At 69.2% G+C, this 17,271-nt stretch carries 16 protein-coding genes; 3 read left to right on the top strand and 13 right to left on the bottom strand.

Translation table 11 applies throughout. From position 1 onward, the window contains the following. Positions 1-86 precede the first annotated feature (86 nt). The 3 genes from ACNFOC_RS06035 to ACNFOC_RS06025 are packed head-to-tail and all read right to left on the bottom strand — an operon-like array spanning position 87 to position 3,056. On the bottom strand, positions 87-1,250 hold the full coding sequence (locus tag ACNFOC_RS06035) for an acyl-CoA dehydrogenase family protein (protein ID WP_416957356.1): 1,164 nt from the start codon (positions 1,248-1,250) through the stop codon (positions 87-89). Between the two features lie 7 nt (positions 1,251-1,257). Continuing rightward, entirely contained in the window at positions 1,258-2,511 is a 1,254-nt protein-coding gene (locus ACNFOC_RS06030) for a CaiB/BaiF CoA transferase family protein (protein ID WP_416957353.1), read from the bottom strand. Continuing rightward, complete coding sequence (locus ACNFOC_RS06025; protein ID WP_416957351.1) at positions 2,508-3,056, bottom strand: MaoC family dehydratase; 549 nt, start codon at positions 3,054-3,056, stop codon at positions 2,508-2,510. The genes ACNFOC_RS06030 and ACNFOC_RS06025 overlap by 4 nt, the downstream gene beginning before the upstream one ends. Positions 3,057-3,292: 236 nt before the next feature. Here ACNFOC_RS06025 and ACNFOC_RS06020 point away from each other — a divergent pair, with 236 nt between their 5' ends. After that, entirely contained in the window at positions 3,293-4,255 is a 963-nt protein-coding gene (locus ACNFOC_RS06020; protein ID WP_416957349.1) for an alpha/beta hydrolase, read from the top strand. After that, complete coding sequence (locus ACNFOC_RS06015; RefSeq protein ID WP_416957347.1) at positions 4,252-5,082, top strand: HpcH/HpaI aldolase/citrate lyase family protein; 831 nt, start codon at positions 4,252-4,254, stop codon at positions 5,080-5,082. The genes ACNFOC_RS06020 and ACNFOC_RS06015 overlap by 4 nt, the downstream gene beginning before the upstream one ends. 172 nt (positions 5,083-5,254) lie before the next feature. Here ACNFOC_RS06015 and ACNFOC_RS06010 read toward each other — a convergent pair whose 3' ends face one another. From ACNFOC_RS06010 to ACNFOC_RS05985, 6 genes are all read right to left on the bottom strand, one after another. Further along, complete coding sequence (locus ACNFOC_RS06010; protein WP_416957345.1) at positions 5,255-6,430, bottom strand: NAD(P)-binding protein; 1,176 nt, start codon at positions 6,428-6,430, stop codon at positions 5,255-5,257. Between the two features lie 367 nt (positions 6,431-6,797). Then, positions 6,798-7,496, bottom strand: a complete 699-nt coding sequence (locus ACNFOC_RS06005; RefSeq protein ID WP_416957343.1) for a TetR/AcrR family transcriptional regulator — start codon at positions 7,494-7,496, stop codon at positions 6,798-6,800. Positions 7,497-7,583: 87 nt separating this feature from the next. Continuing rightward, on the bottom strand, positions 7,584-8,591 hold the full coding sequence (locus ACNFOC_RS06000) for a zinc-dependent alcohol dehydrogenase (RefSeq protein WP_416957342.1): 1,008 nt from the start codon (positions 8,589-8,591) through the stop codon (positions 7,584-7,586). 131 nt (positions 8,592-8,722) lie between these two features. Beyond that, positions 8,723-10,354: an FAD-dependent oxidoreductase gene (locus tag ACNFOC_RS05995; protein ID WP_416957341.1), complete on the bottom strand. Its 1,632-nt coding sequence runs from the start codon at positions 10,352-10,354 to the stop codon at positions 8,723-8,725. An 80-nt stretch (positions 10,355-10,434) separates the two neighbouring features. Then, entirely contained in the window at positions 10,435-11,280 is an 846-nt protein-coding gene (locus ACNFOC_RS05990; protein ID WP_416957339.1) for a mycofactocin-coupled SDR family oxidoreductase, read from the bottom strand. Next, positions 11,277-13,127 (bottom strand): flavin-containing monooxygenase, encoded by a 1,851-nt coding sequence (locus ACNFOC_RS05985; protein WP_416957337.1) that lies wholly within the window; start codon positions 13,125-13,127, stop codon positions 11,277-11,279. The genes ACNFOC_RS05990 and ACNFOC_RS05985 overlap by 4 nt, the downstream gene beginning before the upstream one ends. A gap of 204 nt (positions 13,128-13,331) precedes the next feature. Here ACNFOC_RS05985 and ACNFOC_RS05980 point away from each other — a divergent pair, with 204 nt between their 5' ends. Continuing rightward, complete coding sequence (locus tag ACNFOC_RS05980; RefSeq protein WP_416957336.1) at positions 13,332-13,595, top strand: hypothetical protein; 264 nt, start codon at positions 13,332-13,334, stop codon at positions 13,593-13,595. A gap of 44 nt (positions 13,596-13,639) precedes the next feature. Here the strand turns inward: ACNFOC_RS05980 and ACNFOC_RS05975 are convergent, their stop codons facing one another. The 4 genes from ACNFOC_RS05975 to ACNFOC_RS05960 all read right to left on the bottom strand — a co-directional run bounded on the left by ACNFOC_RS05975 (position 13,640) and on the right by ACNFOC_RS05960 (position 17,269). After that, entirely contained in the window at positions 13,640-14,203 is a 564-nt protein-coding gene (locus ACNFOC_RS05975) for a flavin reductase family protein (protein ID WP_416957334.1), read from the bottom strand. A gap of 34 nt (positions 14,204-14,237) precedes the next feature. Beyond that, a complete protein-coding gene (locus ACNFOC_RS05970; protein ID WP_416957333.1) occupies positions 14,238-15,419 on the bottom strand; it encodes an acyl-CoA dehydrogenase family protein in 1,182 nt (393 codons plus the stop codon). A gap of 104 nt (positions 15,420-15,523) precedes the next feature. Then, on the bottom strand, positions 15,524-16,357 hold the full coding sequence (locus tag ACNFOC_RS05965) for an IclR family transcriptional regulator (RefSeq protein WP_416957331.1): 834 nt from the start codon (positions 16,355-16,357) through the stop codon (positions 15,524-15,526). 120 nt (positions 16,358-16,477) lie between these two features. Further along, positions 16,478-17,269, bottom strand: a complete 792-nt coding sequence (locus ACNFOC_RS05960) for an SDR family NAD(P)-dependent oxidoreductase (protein WP_416957329.1) — start codon at positions 17,267-17,269, stop codon at positions 16,478-16,480. Between the last annotated feature and the right edge of the window lie 2 nt (positions 17,270-17,271).

Here is a 17,271-nt window from a genome sequence, read left to right as displayed (position 1 = left end):
GGGGTTCTGCTGAGGGGGCGTGGGCATGCCCTCACCTCGTTTCTTCAGTGGTGTGATCGAGGCGGTGCGCTGACGGCCGGGAGAGGTCAGCCGACGCGTCCGTCGCCCGCGACGAGCTTCTTCGCGATCACCGTGCGCAGGATGTCGCTGGTGCCCTCACCGATGCTCATCAGCATCGAGTCGCGGAAGAGGCGCTCGACCTCGTACTCCTTGGAGTAGCCGTACGCGCCGTGCACACGCATGGCCTCCTGGGCGGCGCTGACGGCGACCTCGGAGGCGTGCAGCTTGGCCATCCCGGTCTCCAGGTCGGCCCGTTCGGTGTCGTCCTTGCGGCTCGCCGCCCAGTAGGTGAGCAGCCGGGCGCTCTGGACGCCGGTCGCCATGTCGGCGATCTTCAGCTGGATCGCCTGGAAGTCGGCGATGGGCCGGCCGAAGGCGCGTCGCTGCCTGGAGTAGTCCAGCGCCTCCTCGTAGGCACGCTGGGCGATGCCCACGCTGCGGGCGGCCACGTTGATCCGGCCCACCTCCAGTGCGGACAGCGCCTGTTGCAGTCCGCGGCCCTCGACGCCGCCGAGCAGGTTCTCCTTCGGCACCCGCACGCCCGTCAGGACGATCTCGCAGGTCTCGGGGCCGTTGTAGCCGAGCTTGGGCAGGTCACGGGTGACCTCGTAGCCGGGGGTGTCCGCGTCGACGAGCAGGATGCTCATGCCCCGGTGGGCCGGGGAGGCGGTGGAGTCGGTCTTGACGAGGACCGGCATGGGGTCCGCGTAACGGGCGTTGGTGATCCACATCTTGGTGCCGTCGACGACGTAGTGGTCGCCGTCGAGGCGGGCGCGGGTGGTGATGCCCTGGAGGTCGCTGCCCGCGTCGGGCTCGGTGAGGGCGATGCCGGTACGGCGCTCACCGGTGGCCAACTCGGGCAGGTAGCGGGTGCGTTGGTCCTCGGTGCCGTGCTTGGCGATCATCCAGGTGGCGAGGGAGTGGCTGCCGAGGATGCCGGCCACGCCCATCCAGCCGCGGGCTATCTCCTCGAAGACGAGGGCGAAGGAGACCAGGTCGACCGCGAGTCCGCCGTACTCCTCGGGGACCAGCAGGCCGAACAGGCCCATCTCTTTCATCGTCTCGACGATCTCGGCGGGGTAGCGTCCGCCCTGCTCCCACTCGCGGGCGACCGGGACGATGTCCTTGTCGACGAAGTCACGCAGAGTGCGGCGGAACTGCTGCTGCTCGTCGTTGAGTGTGAAGTCCATGCGGTTCTCATTCCTTCGTTGCCGTGGCGGCGACGTCCGCATCCGCGGCGGTGGCTGCGCCGAACGCCCCTGCTGAGCCCAGCTCCTGACGCTTCGTCATGTCATAGCCGCACAGTCCGGCCAGTACGTCGTCGGTGTCCTCACCGAGCCTCGGGGCCCGGGTGTGGGTGGCGCGCGCCGTGCCGGCCCGGGCCGCCGTGAGCACCTGGCGCACCTCGCCCCACTCCGGGTGCTCTGCGGTCACGATCAACTCCCGCGCCAGGGTGTGCTCTTCGGTCAGTGCCTCGGCGACCGTGTTGACGCGGGCGCACGGGACGCCCTCGGCCTCCAGCAACCGCACCCAGGTGTCGGTGCCGTGCCGGGAGAGTTCCTTCTCGATGAGCGGGACGAGGTCGGCGGCGTGCTCGTGGCGGGTCTCGAACGACGCGAACCGGGGGTCGCCCGCCCAGGACGGCTCGCCGAGGACGTGCAGCAGCCGGTGCCAGAACTTCTCCTTCGGGCAGGCGATGACGATCCAGCCGTCGGCGGTCCGGAAGTTCTGGAACGGCACCAGGCTCGGGTGCGCCGACTGCGGGGTGCGGCGGGGTTCGTATCCGGCGTTGAGGTGCCAGGCGGCGAGGTAGTTGAGCATCGACATCGCGGTGTCGTAGAGGCTGACGTCGCAGTCCATGCCGGTGCCGGTCGTGCGCGCGCCGTGCACCCCGGCGAGCAGGGCGAGCGCGGCGGCCATCCCGCCCGAGAAGTCGACGAGGGAGAGGCCGGACTTGGTGGGCGGGCCCTCGGGATCGCCGGTCATCGTCATCCAGCCGGCCAGGCCCTGGAGCACGTAGTCGTAGCCGGGCTGGTCGCGGCGCGGGCCGTGCATGCCGAAGCCGCTGAGCGAACAGCAGACGACGCGCGGGTTGAGGTGTTTGAGGTCGTCGTACGTGATCCGGATCTTCGCCGGGACGTCGCCGCGCAGGTTGGAGAAGACGGCGTCGCTGCGGCGGACGAGTTCCTCGAAGACCTCCCGGCCCGCGGGGTTCGTCAGGTCCAGGGCGATCGAGCGCTTGTTGCGGTTGAGCGACTGGAAGAAGAGGGAGTCGGCGTCGCGGGCGAAGGGCGGGATGCCGCGGCCCACGTCGCCGCCGACGGACGGGTCCTCGATCTTGATCACCTCGGCCCCGAGATCGGCCAGGTGGAGCGAGCCGAACGGGCCGGCGCCGTACTGCTCGACGGCGAGAATCCGCAGGCCCGCGAGGGGCAGGGGGGTCGCCGTCATGCGGCCCCTCCGGTCTCCGGCAGGGCGATCGGTCCACCCCTGGCCTCCGGGAAGGGAGTGCCGGCGTGCGGGGAGTCACGCCGGTTGACCATCACCGAGCGGGTGAAGGAGAGGCAGACCTCGCCGTCCTGGTTCAGGGCCCGGGTGCGGGAGGTGACGATTCCCACCGAGGGGCGGGACCGCGACGGGCGCACGGCCGTGCAGATCGACTCGGCGTACAGCGTGTCGCCGACGAAGACCGGGTGGAGCAGCCTGACGTCGGTCATCTCCAGGTTGGCGACCGCGTTCTGGCTGATGTCCGAGACGGTCTGGCCGAGCACCAGCGCGATGGTGAAGCCCGAGTTGACCAGGACCTTCTTGTACGGGGTGCCCTCGGCGTAGTGGGCGTTGAAGTGCGACTGGTGCGTGTTCATCGTCAGGAGCGTGAACCAGGTGTTGTCCGCCTCGCTGATGGTGCGTCCCAGCGGGTGCCGGTAGACGTCACCGGCCTTGAAGTCCTCGAAGAAACGCCCCTGGCGATGGGACTGACGGGCTTGATCGGTCATGGCAGACGCCTTCCGGTCAACGCGGAGTGGAGGGATCCCGAAACCGTGAAGTGTCACTGTAGCGCACGTTTGTGCGCTCACCGAACATTTTCGTTTCGATTTCATTGACTCGCCACCACCGCACCCCTAACCTCACCCTACGAGATGTTCGGTCAGCGAACGACAGGGCGGTGTGCGCAGTGAGTGAACCGATCACTTCACGCAGGGGGTTCTTCTGGGTGGGGGCGGAGCCGGCCATGCAGGACGGGGGCGGGACCGTCCCCCGCGGTCAGATGTACGTCGAGTGGGAGTCGCCCGCCGAGGTGCGCCGGCCGTACCCGGTGGTGCTCGTGCACGGGGGCGGCGGCCAGGGCCTTGACTACCTGGGCACCCCGGACGGCCGCCCCGGGTGGGCCGCGCATCTGGTGCGGGAGGGCTACACCGTCTATGTGGTGGACCGCCCCGGGCACGGCAGGTCACCGCACCATCCGGACGTGCTCGGTGCCATGGGTCCGATGATGCCGACCGAGGCGTACCTGGGGATTTTCGCCCCCGAGGGGTTCGCGGAAGGGCACACGCAATGGCCCGGCGGCCGCACGGCCGACGATCCGGTGGTCGCCCAGGCCATGGCGGGCAGCGGGCCGATGCTCGCGGACACCGCGGCGATGCACGCGCTGGAACAGGCCCGCATGGCCGAGCTGTTGGACCGGATCGGCCCCGCGATCGTCGTCTGCCATTCGGCCGGCGGCCCGGCCGGGTACCTCTCCGCCGACGCCCGGCCCGAACTCGTCAGAGCGCTGGTCGCCGTCGAGACCGTCGGCCCCCCGTTCGCCGTCCGCCCGGGCGCCTTCTCCCTGGACTGGGGACTGACAGCCGCCCCGCTGACGTACGACCCTCCCGCCGCCGACCCCTCCGAACTGAGCCTGCTCACCCAGGACACGGCCAGCGGCATCCCGATGACCCTCCAGGCGGAACCGGCCCGCAGACTCACGAACCTGTCCCGGATGCCGATCGCCGTGGTCACCGCGGAGGCGTCACCGTTCGTCCTCTTCGACGGGCATCTGGTGGCCTTCCTGGAACAGGCCGGCTGCGACGTCGACCTGGTGCGGCTCGCCGACCACGGCGTCCACGGCAACGGGCACGGCATGATGCTGGAGAGGAACAACCGCGAGGCCCTCCAGGTGATCCTCGGCTGGCTGGACAAGCGGGGCGTCCGGTGAACGAGCCCGACCACCGGCGGCGGGTCGCCTCCGCGCGGACCCTGCTGTTCGTTCCGGGACACCGCCCGGACCGGTTCGCCAAAGCCGCCGCCGCGGGCGCCGACGGCATCGTCCTCGACCTGGAGGACGCCGTGGCCCCCCACGCCAAGGACGAGGCCCGCGAGCACGTCCTCGCCTGGCTGTCCGACGGGGGCACGGGCATCGTACGGATCAACGCCCCCGCCACCCCGTGGTACGACCGGGACGTGGCCGCCCTCGCGGACCGCCCGCGCACGGTGATGCTGCCCAAGGCCGAACGGCCGGACCAGATCGCCGACTTGGTGGCCCGGCTGCACCCGGGCTCGGCCGTCGTCCCGCTGCTGGAGACGGCGGCCGGAGTGCTGGATACCCGTGCCGTCCTTGCGGTGCCCGGCGTGATCCGGGCCGGCTTCGGCAGCGTCGACCTGGCGGCCGAGCTCGGCGTGGACCCCGACGACTCGACGGCGCTGGCGTACACCCGCTCCCATCTGGTGCTCGCGTCGGCCGCGGCCGGTGTGGCACCCCCGCTCGACGGAGTCACGACCGCGCTGCACGACGAGCGTGCGCTGGTGACCGACGCCGAACGGGCCGCGAGGCTCGGCTACACCGGCAAACTGTGCGTCCACCCCCGTCAAGTACCGGCGGTGAACGGGGTGTTCACCCCGTCGGACGCGGAACGCGAACAGGCCCGCGAGATCGTCCGGGCGGCAGCCGACCAGGCGGCCGACGGAGCGGTCACCGTGGTGAACGGCCGCATGGTCGACCGACCGGTCCTCGAACGGGCCCGTCGCCTGCTGAGCCGGCCGTAGCCCTGCCCTGCTGCCGCCTCGGCGAGCGGGCCATGGCCACCCTCGAACGCGGAGATCGTATACGGCGATGAGGCACCCAAGGCTGTCGGCATCAGGCTGATCGCGCGTCCGAATTCTCCGGCCATCACCGATTCCCACCGTCCAGCACCGCGCCCGGTATATCGAGGCGAGGTCAGGCGGCGCTGTCCGCCTTGGAAAAGATGAACCCCGCGTACTCGTAGTCCTCAATGGCCACGGCCATATCGCGCAGGCGAGACCAACCGGCCCCATTCGGGGAGGAGTACGTCAGGCGGGACTCACCGCTCTCCATCAGGTTCGTCCATTCCTCCTCCGCCGCGAGTTCCACCTCGACGACGTCATGTCCGTGATCACGCGCGTACACGAGAGCACCGGTGACGATATCCACCTGATCTCCAGCGCACTGGGGGTTGTCGCGGAGGGTGCCGTAACGACCGCCGGGAAAGAAGAAATTCGGGAATCCCGCGGTCATCACACCGAGGTAGGTGCGGGGACCGCCCGACCAGTAACCCTTCAGCTTGAGCCCTTCCCGACCCCGGACCCCCAGCCTCTTCAACACGCCGTCGTCGACGTCGGACTCGGCCGCCCGAGCGGTGTCGAAACCGACGTCGTCGGGCCCTTCGACCGCCTCAGGAGCCTTGACCAGGCTGCGGGCATTCGGGCGCGGCGCCTGTCGCCCCTTCTTCATGTCGACCACCGCATTGCGTTCGCGTCCGCCCTGAGGGAATTCATTCCCCGTCGTGACATACCGCGTTCCACCCAAACCGGCTTCAATCAGCGCGACTCGCATGCAGATGAAGTCGCGCGTTCTCTTCGTCGGCGCCGAGAGGACACCCGTGGTGGCCACGAGGAAGCGAGCGCGGTACTCGACGGAGTCGGTGGTCGTCACCCCCCATGTCCCGGAAGGATCGTCGTAGACCGCCGACCTCACGGTGGCGCCGAACCGCATTCCACGACGTACGCCGGAGCGGTCGACAACGTGGTTCAGATGGTCCAGACAGCGCCCGATCTCCGGCGGTCCGGGCAACTCGTCGGAGCGCGCCTGCTCTTCCCACCATTTCCCCGGGAAAGAGCGACCGGCGTCAACTCGTGCTCCATCGGAGGCCGCTTGGAACGAGCGTTTCCAGTACCAGATGCCACCGACCCCGTGGCCGGCCTCCAGCAATAGCGAGGAGAAGCCCTCTTCGCGAGCGCGGCAGAGCTGGTAGATACCCGTGGCGCCGGCTCCGATCACCAGCACGTCGACCTCGATCGGAGCGGACGCGACCCCCGCTCGATCACGTACGGCGCCTGGCTGTTCCTCACCCGAGGCGTTCGTCGATTCAGTCAAGAGCCCCTCCAGATGTCGAGCAATCTCCCGCTCCGCCACGGGACTTCGGAGGTTGTACCGATCGGTCAGCGAATCAATCGCCGTTACGGTAACGGACGCGGATACGGCGGGGCAATGCTCAGAACGCAACACAGAGTCGACGGAACGGACGCAGCCGGCTCACATACTGCGACCGCGCGCGCCCCAGCCGCTCGTCCGGCCGGGTCGCGCGCGGAAGACACGACACGTCGCCTGCCGGTACTCGCGGCAAAAGTCGCCTCTCGGTACCCACGCCGGCCTGTTCGCAGCTCCCGTCCGCGTGATCCTCGCCGGCTGCGGCACCGGCGGGCTCCTGTTCGTCGGCCACGACGGTCCCGGACGGTTCGGGTCAGTCGATGCCGGCGTGTGGCAGCGGTTCCGGGACGGCGGACTCCCGCTTGGCGAGGTACTCCACCACGCGGTCCTCGATGTCGTCGAACCGGCTTCCTGGACTGCCCAGGCCTCGGAAGAAGGTGGTGCAGTACTCGCTCGACAGGTACTGCGCGTTCCACGCGCCGTCGACCTTCACCCACTGGTAGGTGTGATTGTGCATGTTGAGGAACTGCAGAGTGGCCAGTCTCGGGTCGAGTCTGCGGAACGAACCGTCTTCCATCGCGGCGACCAGCAACTCCTGGACGATCTCCTCGAACTCACGGCGCTGGTTCAACAGCCGCGTGCGGTTGGCCCCCCGCAGGTTCCGGTAGTCGTGCTCGTAGACCCGGACGTGATCGAGTCGGGCCAGGATGTTCTCCAGCAGTGTCTGCGACAGCATGCGCAGCCGTAGCACCGGATCCACGTCCTCCAGGGCGGCGATCCGGTGGGCGGAAGCCAGCATGGGGCGCATCACCCGGTCCTGGATCTCGACGAGGAGATTCTCCTTGGAACCCATGTAGTAGTACAGCGCTCCCCTGCCCAGACCGGCGACGTCCCCGACCTCGGCGATACCGGTGGCGGCGTAGCCCTTGTCCGCGAACAACGCGGCCGCCTTGTCGATGATCTCCTGACGTCTGATCTCGAAGCCCGGCCCGTGCCCTGGTGATCTTGGCATAGTTGAATATTTTAGGCCCTTCGGAGATCAACGCGGGCGGTGGAGATCTTGGTGTCGTCCGGTGCCCGTGCGACTCGCGCACGGGGTTCAGTACTTGATCATCACGTTCAGCGCTTCACCGACATCGGCGGCGGTCCTGATGGCCTGGACGATCTCGCTCTGCGGAAACTCGTGCGTGACGATCGACTCGATGTCGAACTCCTTGCCCGCCATCACCTCCATCACGGTGTCGACGTCCTCGGGAAAATATCCGCCGGATCCGATCAGGCTCTGATGGGCGTAGGCGAGGGTCGACAGATTCACGGGGACCGACTCGTGGTGGACGCCGACCACGACCATCCTGCTGAAGATCTTGCCCATGTCCTGGTAGGTGCCGATCAAGGCGTCCACGCCGGTCGCCTCGATGAAGATGTCCACATCGGCGGTGGTGCCCTTCAGCGCCCGCGCCTCACCGAACACCTCGACAGCCTTGGCCGCCAGATCCTCCTCGGACGGGTTGCACGTCTCGAAGCCGAGCTCGGCCGCCTTCTCCAGCCGGAAGCCGGACAGGTCGACGACCATCACCTTCGCGCAGCCGAAGTGGGTGAGCGCTATGGCGGCGCCGATGCCGATCGTGCCCGCGCCCAGGACGATCGCGGTCTCGCCCTTCTGCGGGCCCGCCCGGCGGGCGGCGTGCGTGGCGACGGTGAACGGCTCGATCAGCGCGGCCTCCTTCGAGGTGATCCGCTCGTCGACCAGGTAGACCTGCTTGCCCACCTCGCAGTCCGGGACCAGAAGGTACTCCGAGAACCCGCCCAGGGTGCCGGCGCGGGAGGAGTCCCCGGCGGCGAGTACCGGGTACGGGTAGACCCGGTCCCCCACCTCCAGTCCCGTCACCTCGGCGCCCTTGGCCACCACCTCGGACACCATCTCGTGGCCGAACTCGCTGCCGGGGTTGACCCGATGGGCACGGGGACCGTGAAAGTACGCGGAGACGTCGGAGCCGCACACACTGCTGTAGAGATTCCTCAGCAGTACGTCGCCGGGTCCGCAGGTCGGCGTCTCCAGTTCGACGACCTCGACGTCCAGCATCCCGTTGTAGACAGCTGCCCTCATGGTCATTCCTTTTCGGTCAAGAAGTTGTGGACAGGCAGATCGGAAGCACATGCCGTCCGCCTGAACTCAACGATTCCGCAGGACACGCCTCGCCACGAGGGAGGCCGCTCCCGGGACCGCGGTGTACCTGGCTACACCACGGACCCGGTCCCCACGAGGTCGAGCACCGCACGGTACGAGAAGGCCAGGCTGCTGCCGATGGGGGTTCCGGCACCCGGGTATGTCCGCCCCGACATGGCCGCCGCCGTGTTCCCCGCCGCGTAGAGCCCCGCTATCGGTCCGCCGTCCGGGCGCAGCACGCGTGCGTGCTCGTCGGTCCGCAGGCCGCCCTTGGTGCCGATGTCCGACAGGACGATGGTCGCGGCGTAGTACGGCGGGGTGTCGAGCGGCAGGAGCAGCGGGTTGGGCCAGTCCGGCGAGGCGGGGGCCGGGTAGTTCATCACGGGTCCGGCGGGGAAGCCCACGATGTGCTGGTACATCTGGTCCCACGGGGTCTCACCCCGGTGGAATCGCTCGTCCACACCGGTGTGTGCGTATCCGTTGAACTCCTCGACGGTCTTGGTCAGTTGCTCGTACGGCACCCCGATCAGTCCGGCGAGTGCCGCCAGGCTGTCGGCCTTCTTCAGGGCGCCCGACCGCAGCCATTCCGGGCGGACCGGTTCGTCGGGTGATCCCCCGAAACTGTCGCGGTCGAGGTGCCGCTGGTCGAACACCCAGTGGCAGGGGATGTGCGACACGCCTGTGGTCACGTGGAGTCGGACGAGTTCGTGGCCTGCCTGGTCGTAGGGGCGGGTCTCGTTCACGAAGCGTTCGCCCGCGCCGTTGACCCAGATGCCGCCGCGGGTCCCGGTGTGGAACACCGGCAGGCCGTCCGGATGGACGAGACCCGGTACGTACCACGCCTCGTCCAGGAGGTCGGTGTCCGCGCCCACGGCGACTCCGGCGCGGAGGGCGTCGCCGGTGTTGCCGGGGGTGCCGTTCGACCAACTGCCGTCGAGCGGCACCGGGTGGTGCTTCTGGCGCAGTTCCGCGTCGCGTTCGAAGCCGCCGGCGGCGAGCAGGACCCCGCGCTCGGCCCGGAAGGTGAGCTGCTCGCCGCCCTCGGCCGATGCCGTGACGCCGACCACCCTGCCGGCCTCCAGGACCAGGCTCTCCAGCCGGGTATTGACCCGGAGCGAGCCCTTGCCCGTCTCCAGGAAGGCCATCAGGGCCCTGCCGATGAGGGCACGGCCGCCGTCGAGCACCGGGCCCGGGGCCACGCCCCACCGTTCGGTGGGGATCGAGTCCCGTACCAGCGCGGCGTGTTCACCGAGGTCGGCGACGGCGACCTCCGGAGGGAAGATCGTCCGTCCGCCGGGAGAGGAGCCGGGGTTCGACGCGAAGTAGTCGGGCACAGGCCCGTGGACGAACGACTGGAACCAGGGGTTCTGTTCGAGCTCGTCGATCAGCTTCGGGCCGGCGTCGAGATAGGCGTCCTGGAGGTGCTCCCTGGTGTCGTCGTCCACCACGCTGCGCAGATACGTCCGGGCGTTCTCGGCGTCGTCCTCCACACCTGCCCGCTTCATGGGCGCGGAGCCCGGATACCAGAGTCCCGCACCGGAATAGGCGGTGGTGCCGCCGACCCGGTCCGTCTTCTCGATGACGAGCGTGCGCAGACCACGCGACGCGGCGACGTAGGCCCCGACGAGCCCGCCCCCTCCGGACCCGACGACGATGACGTCGTAGGACTCCCCTGTGGCCATCACTGCCTCCTCTGTGGCCATCACTGGCTCCTCGTTGCTTCTCGGGATTCCGGTCGGCCGAACTCCCTTGGCCGGCACCGGCGTTGCGCCGTCGCGTCGGGTCAGCGATTGGTACGGCCGAGGTCCACCGGTAGCTGGATTCCGGTGATGTGCCGTGCCTCGTCCGAGGCGATCCAGGCGACCGCCGCCGCGATGTCCTCGGGCTCGCTGACGCCGTCGGGCAGGACGCCCTGGTAGAAGGCCCCCAGCTCCGGGTCGTTCTCGATCAACGCGCGGATTCCTGGGACGAGTTGGGTGGCCACGCCGTGCGGGTGCACGGAGTTGACCCTGATCCGGTGCGGTCCCAGTTCGTTGGCCAGCGTCTTGGCCAGTCCGGTGACACCGTGTTTGGCCGCCACGTAGTCGGCCAGCAGGGGCAGTCCCCGGAGACCGGCCACCGAGCTGGTGAAGACGATCGCGCCCCCGGTGGCCTGCTCGATCATGAGCGGGACGGCCGCCTTCACCGTGTGGAAGGCACCGGTCAGATTGATGTCGATGGTCGCCTGCCAGTGCTCCAGGTCGATCTCCCAGGCGCGGCCGGCGGTCGTCATGCCGGCGTTCGCCACCACCACGTCCAGGCGCCCCAGTTCGGCGACGCTCTCCTCCAACGCCGCCCGCAGGGACGGGAAGTCGCGTACGTCGGCCTTGTGGGTCCGCACACGCCGCCCGAGTTTCTCGACGAGGCGTGCCGTCTCTGCGAGGTCCTCGGGGGTCGCACCGGGGTAGTTGGTGGTGGGCAGGTCCTCGCAGATGTCGAGCGCGATGATGTCGGCGCCCTCAGCGGCGAAGCGCACCGCCTCGGCGCGGCCCTGTCCGCGGGCCGCTCCGGTGATGAAGACGACCTTGTCCTGGAAGCGCCGGGCGGTCGGCGTGCCCGGTACGGGTGCTTCGGGGGCGGTGCCGGTCATCGGGTATTCCTCGCGTCGTCGGACGGTCCGGGCACGGCGGCCGGTTCGGGCCGGGGCGTGAGGCTCAGGTCGGTGAGGTCGCCGCGCCTGCGCCACTCCTCCAGCATGCTGAAGTAGGCGGTCGACGTACCCGGGTAGTTGACGTTCTTCCGGGGCCGCCCCTCGGGGTCTCCCTCGTTGTTCCAGCGTCCGGGTGTGCAGTCCTTCAGGAAGGAACCGCCGCCCAGCAGCGCGAGGCCGGAGCCGGCCACGACACGCTGGACGTACGCGTCCTCGGCCCGCCGGGTGACATCCGCGACGACGCCCTGTCGCTCGAACTCGCCGACGAGGAAGGCGACATGACGGACCGTCTCCTCCAGGGTGTGGACGAAGTTCACGGCGGCGGTGCCCTGGGTGTAATTGGGCGGCAGGAAGAAGAAGTTGGGGAATCCGCTGGTCATCACGCCCTGGAAGGTCTCGGGTCCGTGCTGCCACTTCCGGGAGAGGGTGATGCCGTCGAGCCCGGTGACGTCGAAGCCGATCCGGTCGACGTACGACGAGTCCTGGTCGAAGCCGGTGGCCAGGACCAGGCAGTCGAGGGGGTACTCGACGCCGTCGACCACGACTCCCTTCGCGGTGATCCGCTGGACGCCCTGCCCCTGGGTGTCGACGAGGTGGACGTTGGGCCGGTTGAAGGCGGGCAGGTACTCGTCGTGGAAGCAGGGGCGCTTGCACTGGTAGCGGTAGTACGGCTTCAACGCCTCGGCCGTGCCGGGGTCCCGTACGACCGCGTCGATCCGGGCCCGGATGTTCTCCATGTGCTGAAGGTCCGTCAACTCCCGCCGCTCGGCCAGCTCTTCGGCGCTCAGGTCGCCGTAGCCCTCGCTGCTCAGCATCGCGTGGTAGAAGACGGTCCAGCCGTCCTGCACCAGATCCTCGGTGATCTTCTCGCCGTTGGTGACGAGGGTGAAGTTGTCGCGCCGCCGCTTCTGCCAGCCGGGTTCCAGGGTCTTCGCCCACTCCTGGTCCGTCTCGCGGTTGTCGCGGACGCCGACGGTGGACGGGGTGCGCTGGAACACGCTGAGCTTCTTCGCCGACTCGGCCAGCGGCGCGACGATCTGTACCGCGGTGGCACCGGTGCCTATGACACCGACACTCTTGTCGCCGAGCTTGGCGAGAGGGGCAGCGGGACCTCCGCCGGTGTAGTCGTAGTCCCACCGCGAGGTGTGGAACAGCCGGCCCTCGAAGGTGTCGATGCCGTCGATGGCCGGCAGCTTCAGGGAGGTGAAGGAACCGTGGGCCACCACCACGTAGCGGGCCTCGAACTCGTCGTCGCGGTCGGTCCGGACGCTCCACCTCGCGCCTGCCGTGTCCCAGCGCAGGCCGGTCACGGAAGTGTGGAACAGCGCGTGCTCGTAGAGCTCGAAGTGTGCCGCCAACTTCCTTGCGTAGGCGAGGATTTCGGGGCCGTAGGCGTAGCGGTGCCGGGGGATGTAGCCCAGTTCCTCCAGCATCGGGAGATACACATAGGACTCGACGTCGCACATCGCGCCGGGGTAGCGGTTCCAGTACCAGACCCCGCCCACGTCTCCGGCCTTCTCGACGACGCGGATGCGGTCGACTCCGGCCTTGCGCAGATGCGCGGCGGCGAGGAGGCCGCCGAAGCCCCCTCCCACGACGACCGCGTCGACGGTGTCGTGCAGCGGCCCGCGTGGCACCACGTCCGTGAAGGGGTCCTCGACCAACTCCTCGCGTCCCGTGAGGTCCAGGATCTCGCGGCGCGCGGGATCGAGGCGCTTGTCCCGCTCGGCTCGGTACTTGGCCCGCGCCCTGTCGAGATCAGCGGGCTCGGCCGAGGTCTGCGTCATGCCTTTTCTCCGTCCTGGGAGAGCTGCCGCGGCACGGTTGCGGCGGCTCCATGAGCATCGCCTAGCGGGCCGACTCTACTAAAACAGTTAACTGATTTGAAGATGTCGGGACACTCAACCAGCTAACTCAATGCTACGATTTACAGCCTCAGTTGAGCGGTGCCAGGCACTCTCGACGCGGAGTACGGACAGAGGAGACCGGCCATGCCGCAAGCCCAGGACGTCGTCCAGGAAGTGCTCACCCTGCTGGAGCCGATGGTCGCTCCGGACGGCGGTTCCATCCGTCTCGCCGAGTTCTCGCCCGAGCAGTCCCGACTCACCGTCGACTACTCCCGGGGCTCGAACGACGTATGCGCCACCTGTGTGCTCGACGGGGACTCCCTCAAGGCGTTCATCGAGGAGGGGCTCCAGACCCGGGGCATCGAACTCGCCGAAGTGACCGTGCGGGAGCCGGACTCGGTCGGCTGAGCACCGGCTCGTCGGACGGCGGCCCCTGTGCTCCGGCGCGGGCGCTACCATCCGACGAGCCGGTCCAGCACCATCGCCGTCGGCGAGAAGTAGTCGCCGTAGCCACCGCGGAAGAACAGCAGTGGAGTCTTGGCCGACTGCACGCGCAGGTCGTGGACCCTGCCCACGGCCAGGTAGTGGTCGCCGATCTCCAGGACGTCCTCGATCACGCAGTCGACCCAGGCGACGACGCCGTCGAGGACGGGGTTGCCCAGCGGGGACGGCTGCCAGTCGAGGCCGGCGAACCGGTCGGCGCCCCTGGCCGCCATCGATCGGCACACCGCCTCCTGATCGGCCGCCAGCGCGTTGACGCAGTAGCGGCCGGCGGCGCGGATCCTCGGGAAGGTGCTGGACGAGCGGTCCGCGAGGAATGCCACCAGCGGCGGGTCGAGCGAGACCGAGGTGAACGATCCGACGATCATCCCCTCGGGCCGCTCCCCGGGCCCTCCCGCGGTGATGGCGACGACACTCGTGGGGAAGTTTCCCAGCACCTCCCGGAAGCGGCGCCGGTCGTCCGAGGGGTTCGGGTCACGGGGAGACGGAGGCTTCGTACCGTCGGCGGAGTGCATGGGTGGTTCCTCCTCGGCCGCAGGGGCGGGGGTGTCAGATCATCACGCGCAGCGGTGGCGGCAGTTCAAGACCCATCCGCGCCACGGAGTTGGCGTGATAGGCCGCACCCGGGACGTGGATCATGTGCGCGAGGCCCACGTGCGCGTCCCGCCAGTACCGCTGGAGCGGGTTGTCGCGCCGGATCACGTTCCCTCCGGACCTGGTGAAGATCTCGTCGAGGGCCGAGACGGCCCGCCAGGCGCAACGCACCTGGTTGCGCCGGACGTTGGAGCGGTCCTCGATGGTCACCGGCTCGCCGGCCACGACCTGGTCGTAGATCCGGCTGATGCCGTCGAGCAGCTGCACCCGGGAGGCGGCGATCTCCGCCGCGGCCTCGCCCGCCGCGTAGAGCACGTACGGGTCGTCGCGGATCTGGACTCCGGTCACGGCGACCCGGTCCCGCTGGAGTGCCAGGTGGACGTCGAGCGCGCCCTCGCAGATGCCGATGACCGCCGAGGTGATCCCGAGCGGGAACATGGAGGTGAACGGCAGACGGTAGAGGGCCTCGGTGACGCCGTTGCGTTCCGCGGCCTCACCCGCCGACACCTCGTCCTGGTTGACGGTCCGGTAGCGCGGGACGAACGCGCCGTCGACGACGACGTCCTTGCTGCCCGTGCCGGACAGCCCGATCACGTCCCAGGAGTCGTCGATGATCTCGTACGACGACCGGGGCAGGACCACGTGGAGCACGGTCGGCGGGGAAGCCGGTCTCCCCTTGCCGTCGCCCACCAGCGCGCCCAGGAAGACCCAGTCGCAGTGGTCCGTGCCCGACGAGAACGGCCAGCGTCCGGACAGGACATAGCCGTCGTCCACCGGTTCGGCGATCCCGTTCGGCATGTAGGGCGAGGCGATCCAGGTCTCGGGGTCGGCGCCCCAGATCTCCTGGGAGAGGCGCGGATCCATCTGCGCCACCTCCCAGGGGTGGACCCCGACGACACCGCAGACCCAGCCCGCGGCACCGTCGTGACGGGAGACGGCCATGACCGCCTCCGCGAAGTCCCGGGGGTGGGCCGCGTAGCCGCCGAACTTCGTGTCCTGGAGCAGGCGCAGCACGCCGGCCGAGCGCAGCAGACCGACGGTCTCGTCGCTCAGCCTGCCCAACTCCTCGTTCCCTGCGGCCAGTTCGGCCAGTTTCGGCCCGTACTGCTCGACTCGTCGGACAACCTCATGCGCCATGCCGCGTACCTTCCGCTTCCTGGTGAGTCGCCTCGTCGGCGGGCCGCGAGGAGAGCGTCGGACGTCGCCGTGCCGCGGTCCTCTCCGCTTCGTCCGTCATGCGTTCATCGTCCTGTCTCGGACAGCTCGGCGGACGCGGCGTGTCCGCTGAGCGGAACAGCGGTGATCAACCGCCGTGGGCGGGGCCGCTGACGGCGGGAGGAGACCATCAGCCTGCGGGCGGCCTCGGCGGCGATCCACTGGACCTGGAACCTCAGCTCGTCGACCCGGATGCGGTCCTGCGGGCCGCAGACCGAGATGGCGGCGACCGGCTGGTCCAGGACGAGGACCGGGGCGGCGACGCAGGCGACCGAGGCCGCGGCCTCACCCGTCTCGGTCGCGTATCCGATGCCGCGGATCCTGGAGAGGGCCGTTTCCAGGGCTTGCGGGGTGTTGATGCTCACGGACGTACGACGGCACAGTCCGCTCCAGAGGTACTCGTCCACGACCTCCTTGGCGGAGTACGCGAGAAGTGCCTTGCCCAGCGCGGTGCAGTGGGCCGGGAGGCGGCCTCCGATCCTGGACGGAAGGGTGCTAGCGAACGACCCGCCGACCCGCTCCAGGTAGACGATGTCCTGCTGGTCCAGTACGGCCATGTGGACCACGTGCCCCGTGGCGGCGTGCAGTTCCTGGAGCAGGGGCCTGGCGACCTCGCCCATCCGGGTCCGGTGCGTGACCAGGCTGCCGATCTCGAACATGCGCAGTCCGAGCCGGTACTCGTTGTCGTACCTGCTGAGCAGGCGGGCGTTGACCAGTTGCTGGAGTATCCGGTGGACGGAGGAACGCGGCAGACCGCTGCACGCGCTGATCTGCCCCAGGTTGAGGGGTCCGGCGGACCGCTCGAACACACCGAGGATCACGACGACCCTGTCGACCATGCTGGACGGAGATTCGGACACTGTGACCTCCTGAGCATCCCTGGGCGGCCGGCCGTCTCCTGCCGGTCGTCCAACGGGTCCCTCATCGGAGAGGACTTCATCGGCTCTGCATCACGAAGTGGGTACCGTCGTGACGGTTCGTCAGACCATGGAGGCGCCGCCGTTGACCCGGATCACGTGTCCGGTGACGAAGCGGCTCGCCTCCGAGGCGAGGTAGAGGACGGCGTAGGCGGAGTCGATCGGCTCGGCGACCGCGCCCAGCGGGGAGGCGGAGGCCATCTTGCGGGCGAGTTCGTCGAAGCCGTCCTGCTGGAACTCGCCCGACTCGTCCACATGCCGCTGCCGGGTGATGCCCGAGTCCGTCCAGCCCGGTGCGACGCCGTTGACCCGGATGCCCCGTGGTCCCAGTTCGACGGCGAACGTCCGGGTCAGCGCCTCGCCTCCCTTCTTGGCGGCGGCGTAGGAGCCGGTGCCCACGGTGGCGAAGTCGATGATGGTGGAGAGGGTGTTGACGATGCTCGACCCGGGCTCCATCACGCGGGCCGCGGCCTGGCTGCCGTAGAGGACGCTCTTGAGGTTGACCGACAGGACGCGGTCGAATTCCTCGGGCGGGATCTCCGCGAGGGGGCGGCGGATCATGATGCCGGCGTTGTTGACGAGGATGTCGAGGCGGCCGAGGCCGGACACCGTCCCGTCGACCAGTACGTTCACGGCGGCCGGATCGGCGACATCGACCCCGTGGGGCACTCCCTCGCCACCCTGCTCCTTGATTTCCGTCACGGTCGCCTCGGCGGCCTCTTCGTCGAGGTCGGCGACGACGACCCGGGCGCCTGCGGCGGCGAGTACGGTGGCGCTCGCCCGCCCGATGCCGCTCCCGCCGCCGGTGACGATCGCGACCCTGCCGTCCAGTCGAAACACGTTCGCCGGATTCATCT

Source organism: Streptomyces colwelliae (assembly GCF_048158785.1).
Taxonomy (GTDB): domain Bacteria; phylum Actinomycetota; class Actinomycetes; order Streptomycetales; family Streptomycetaceae; genus Streptomyces.
This window is presented reverse-complemented; position numbering and strand designations above follow the sequence as displayed.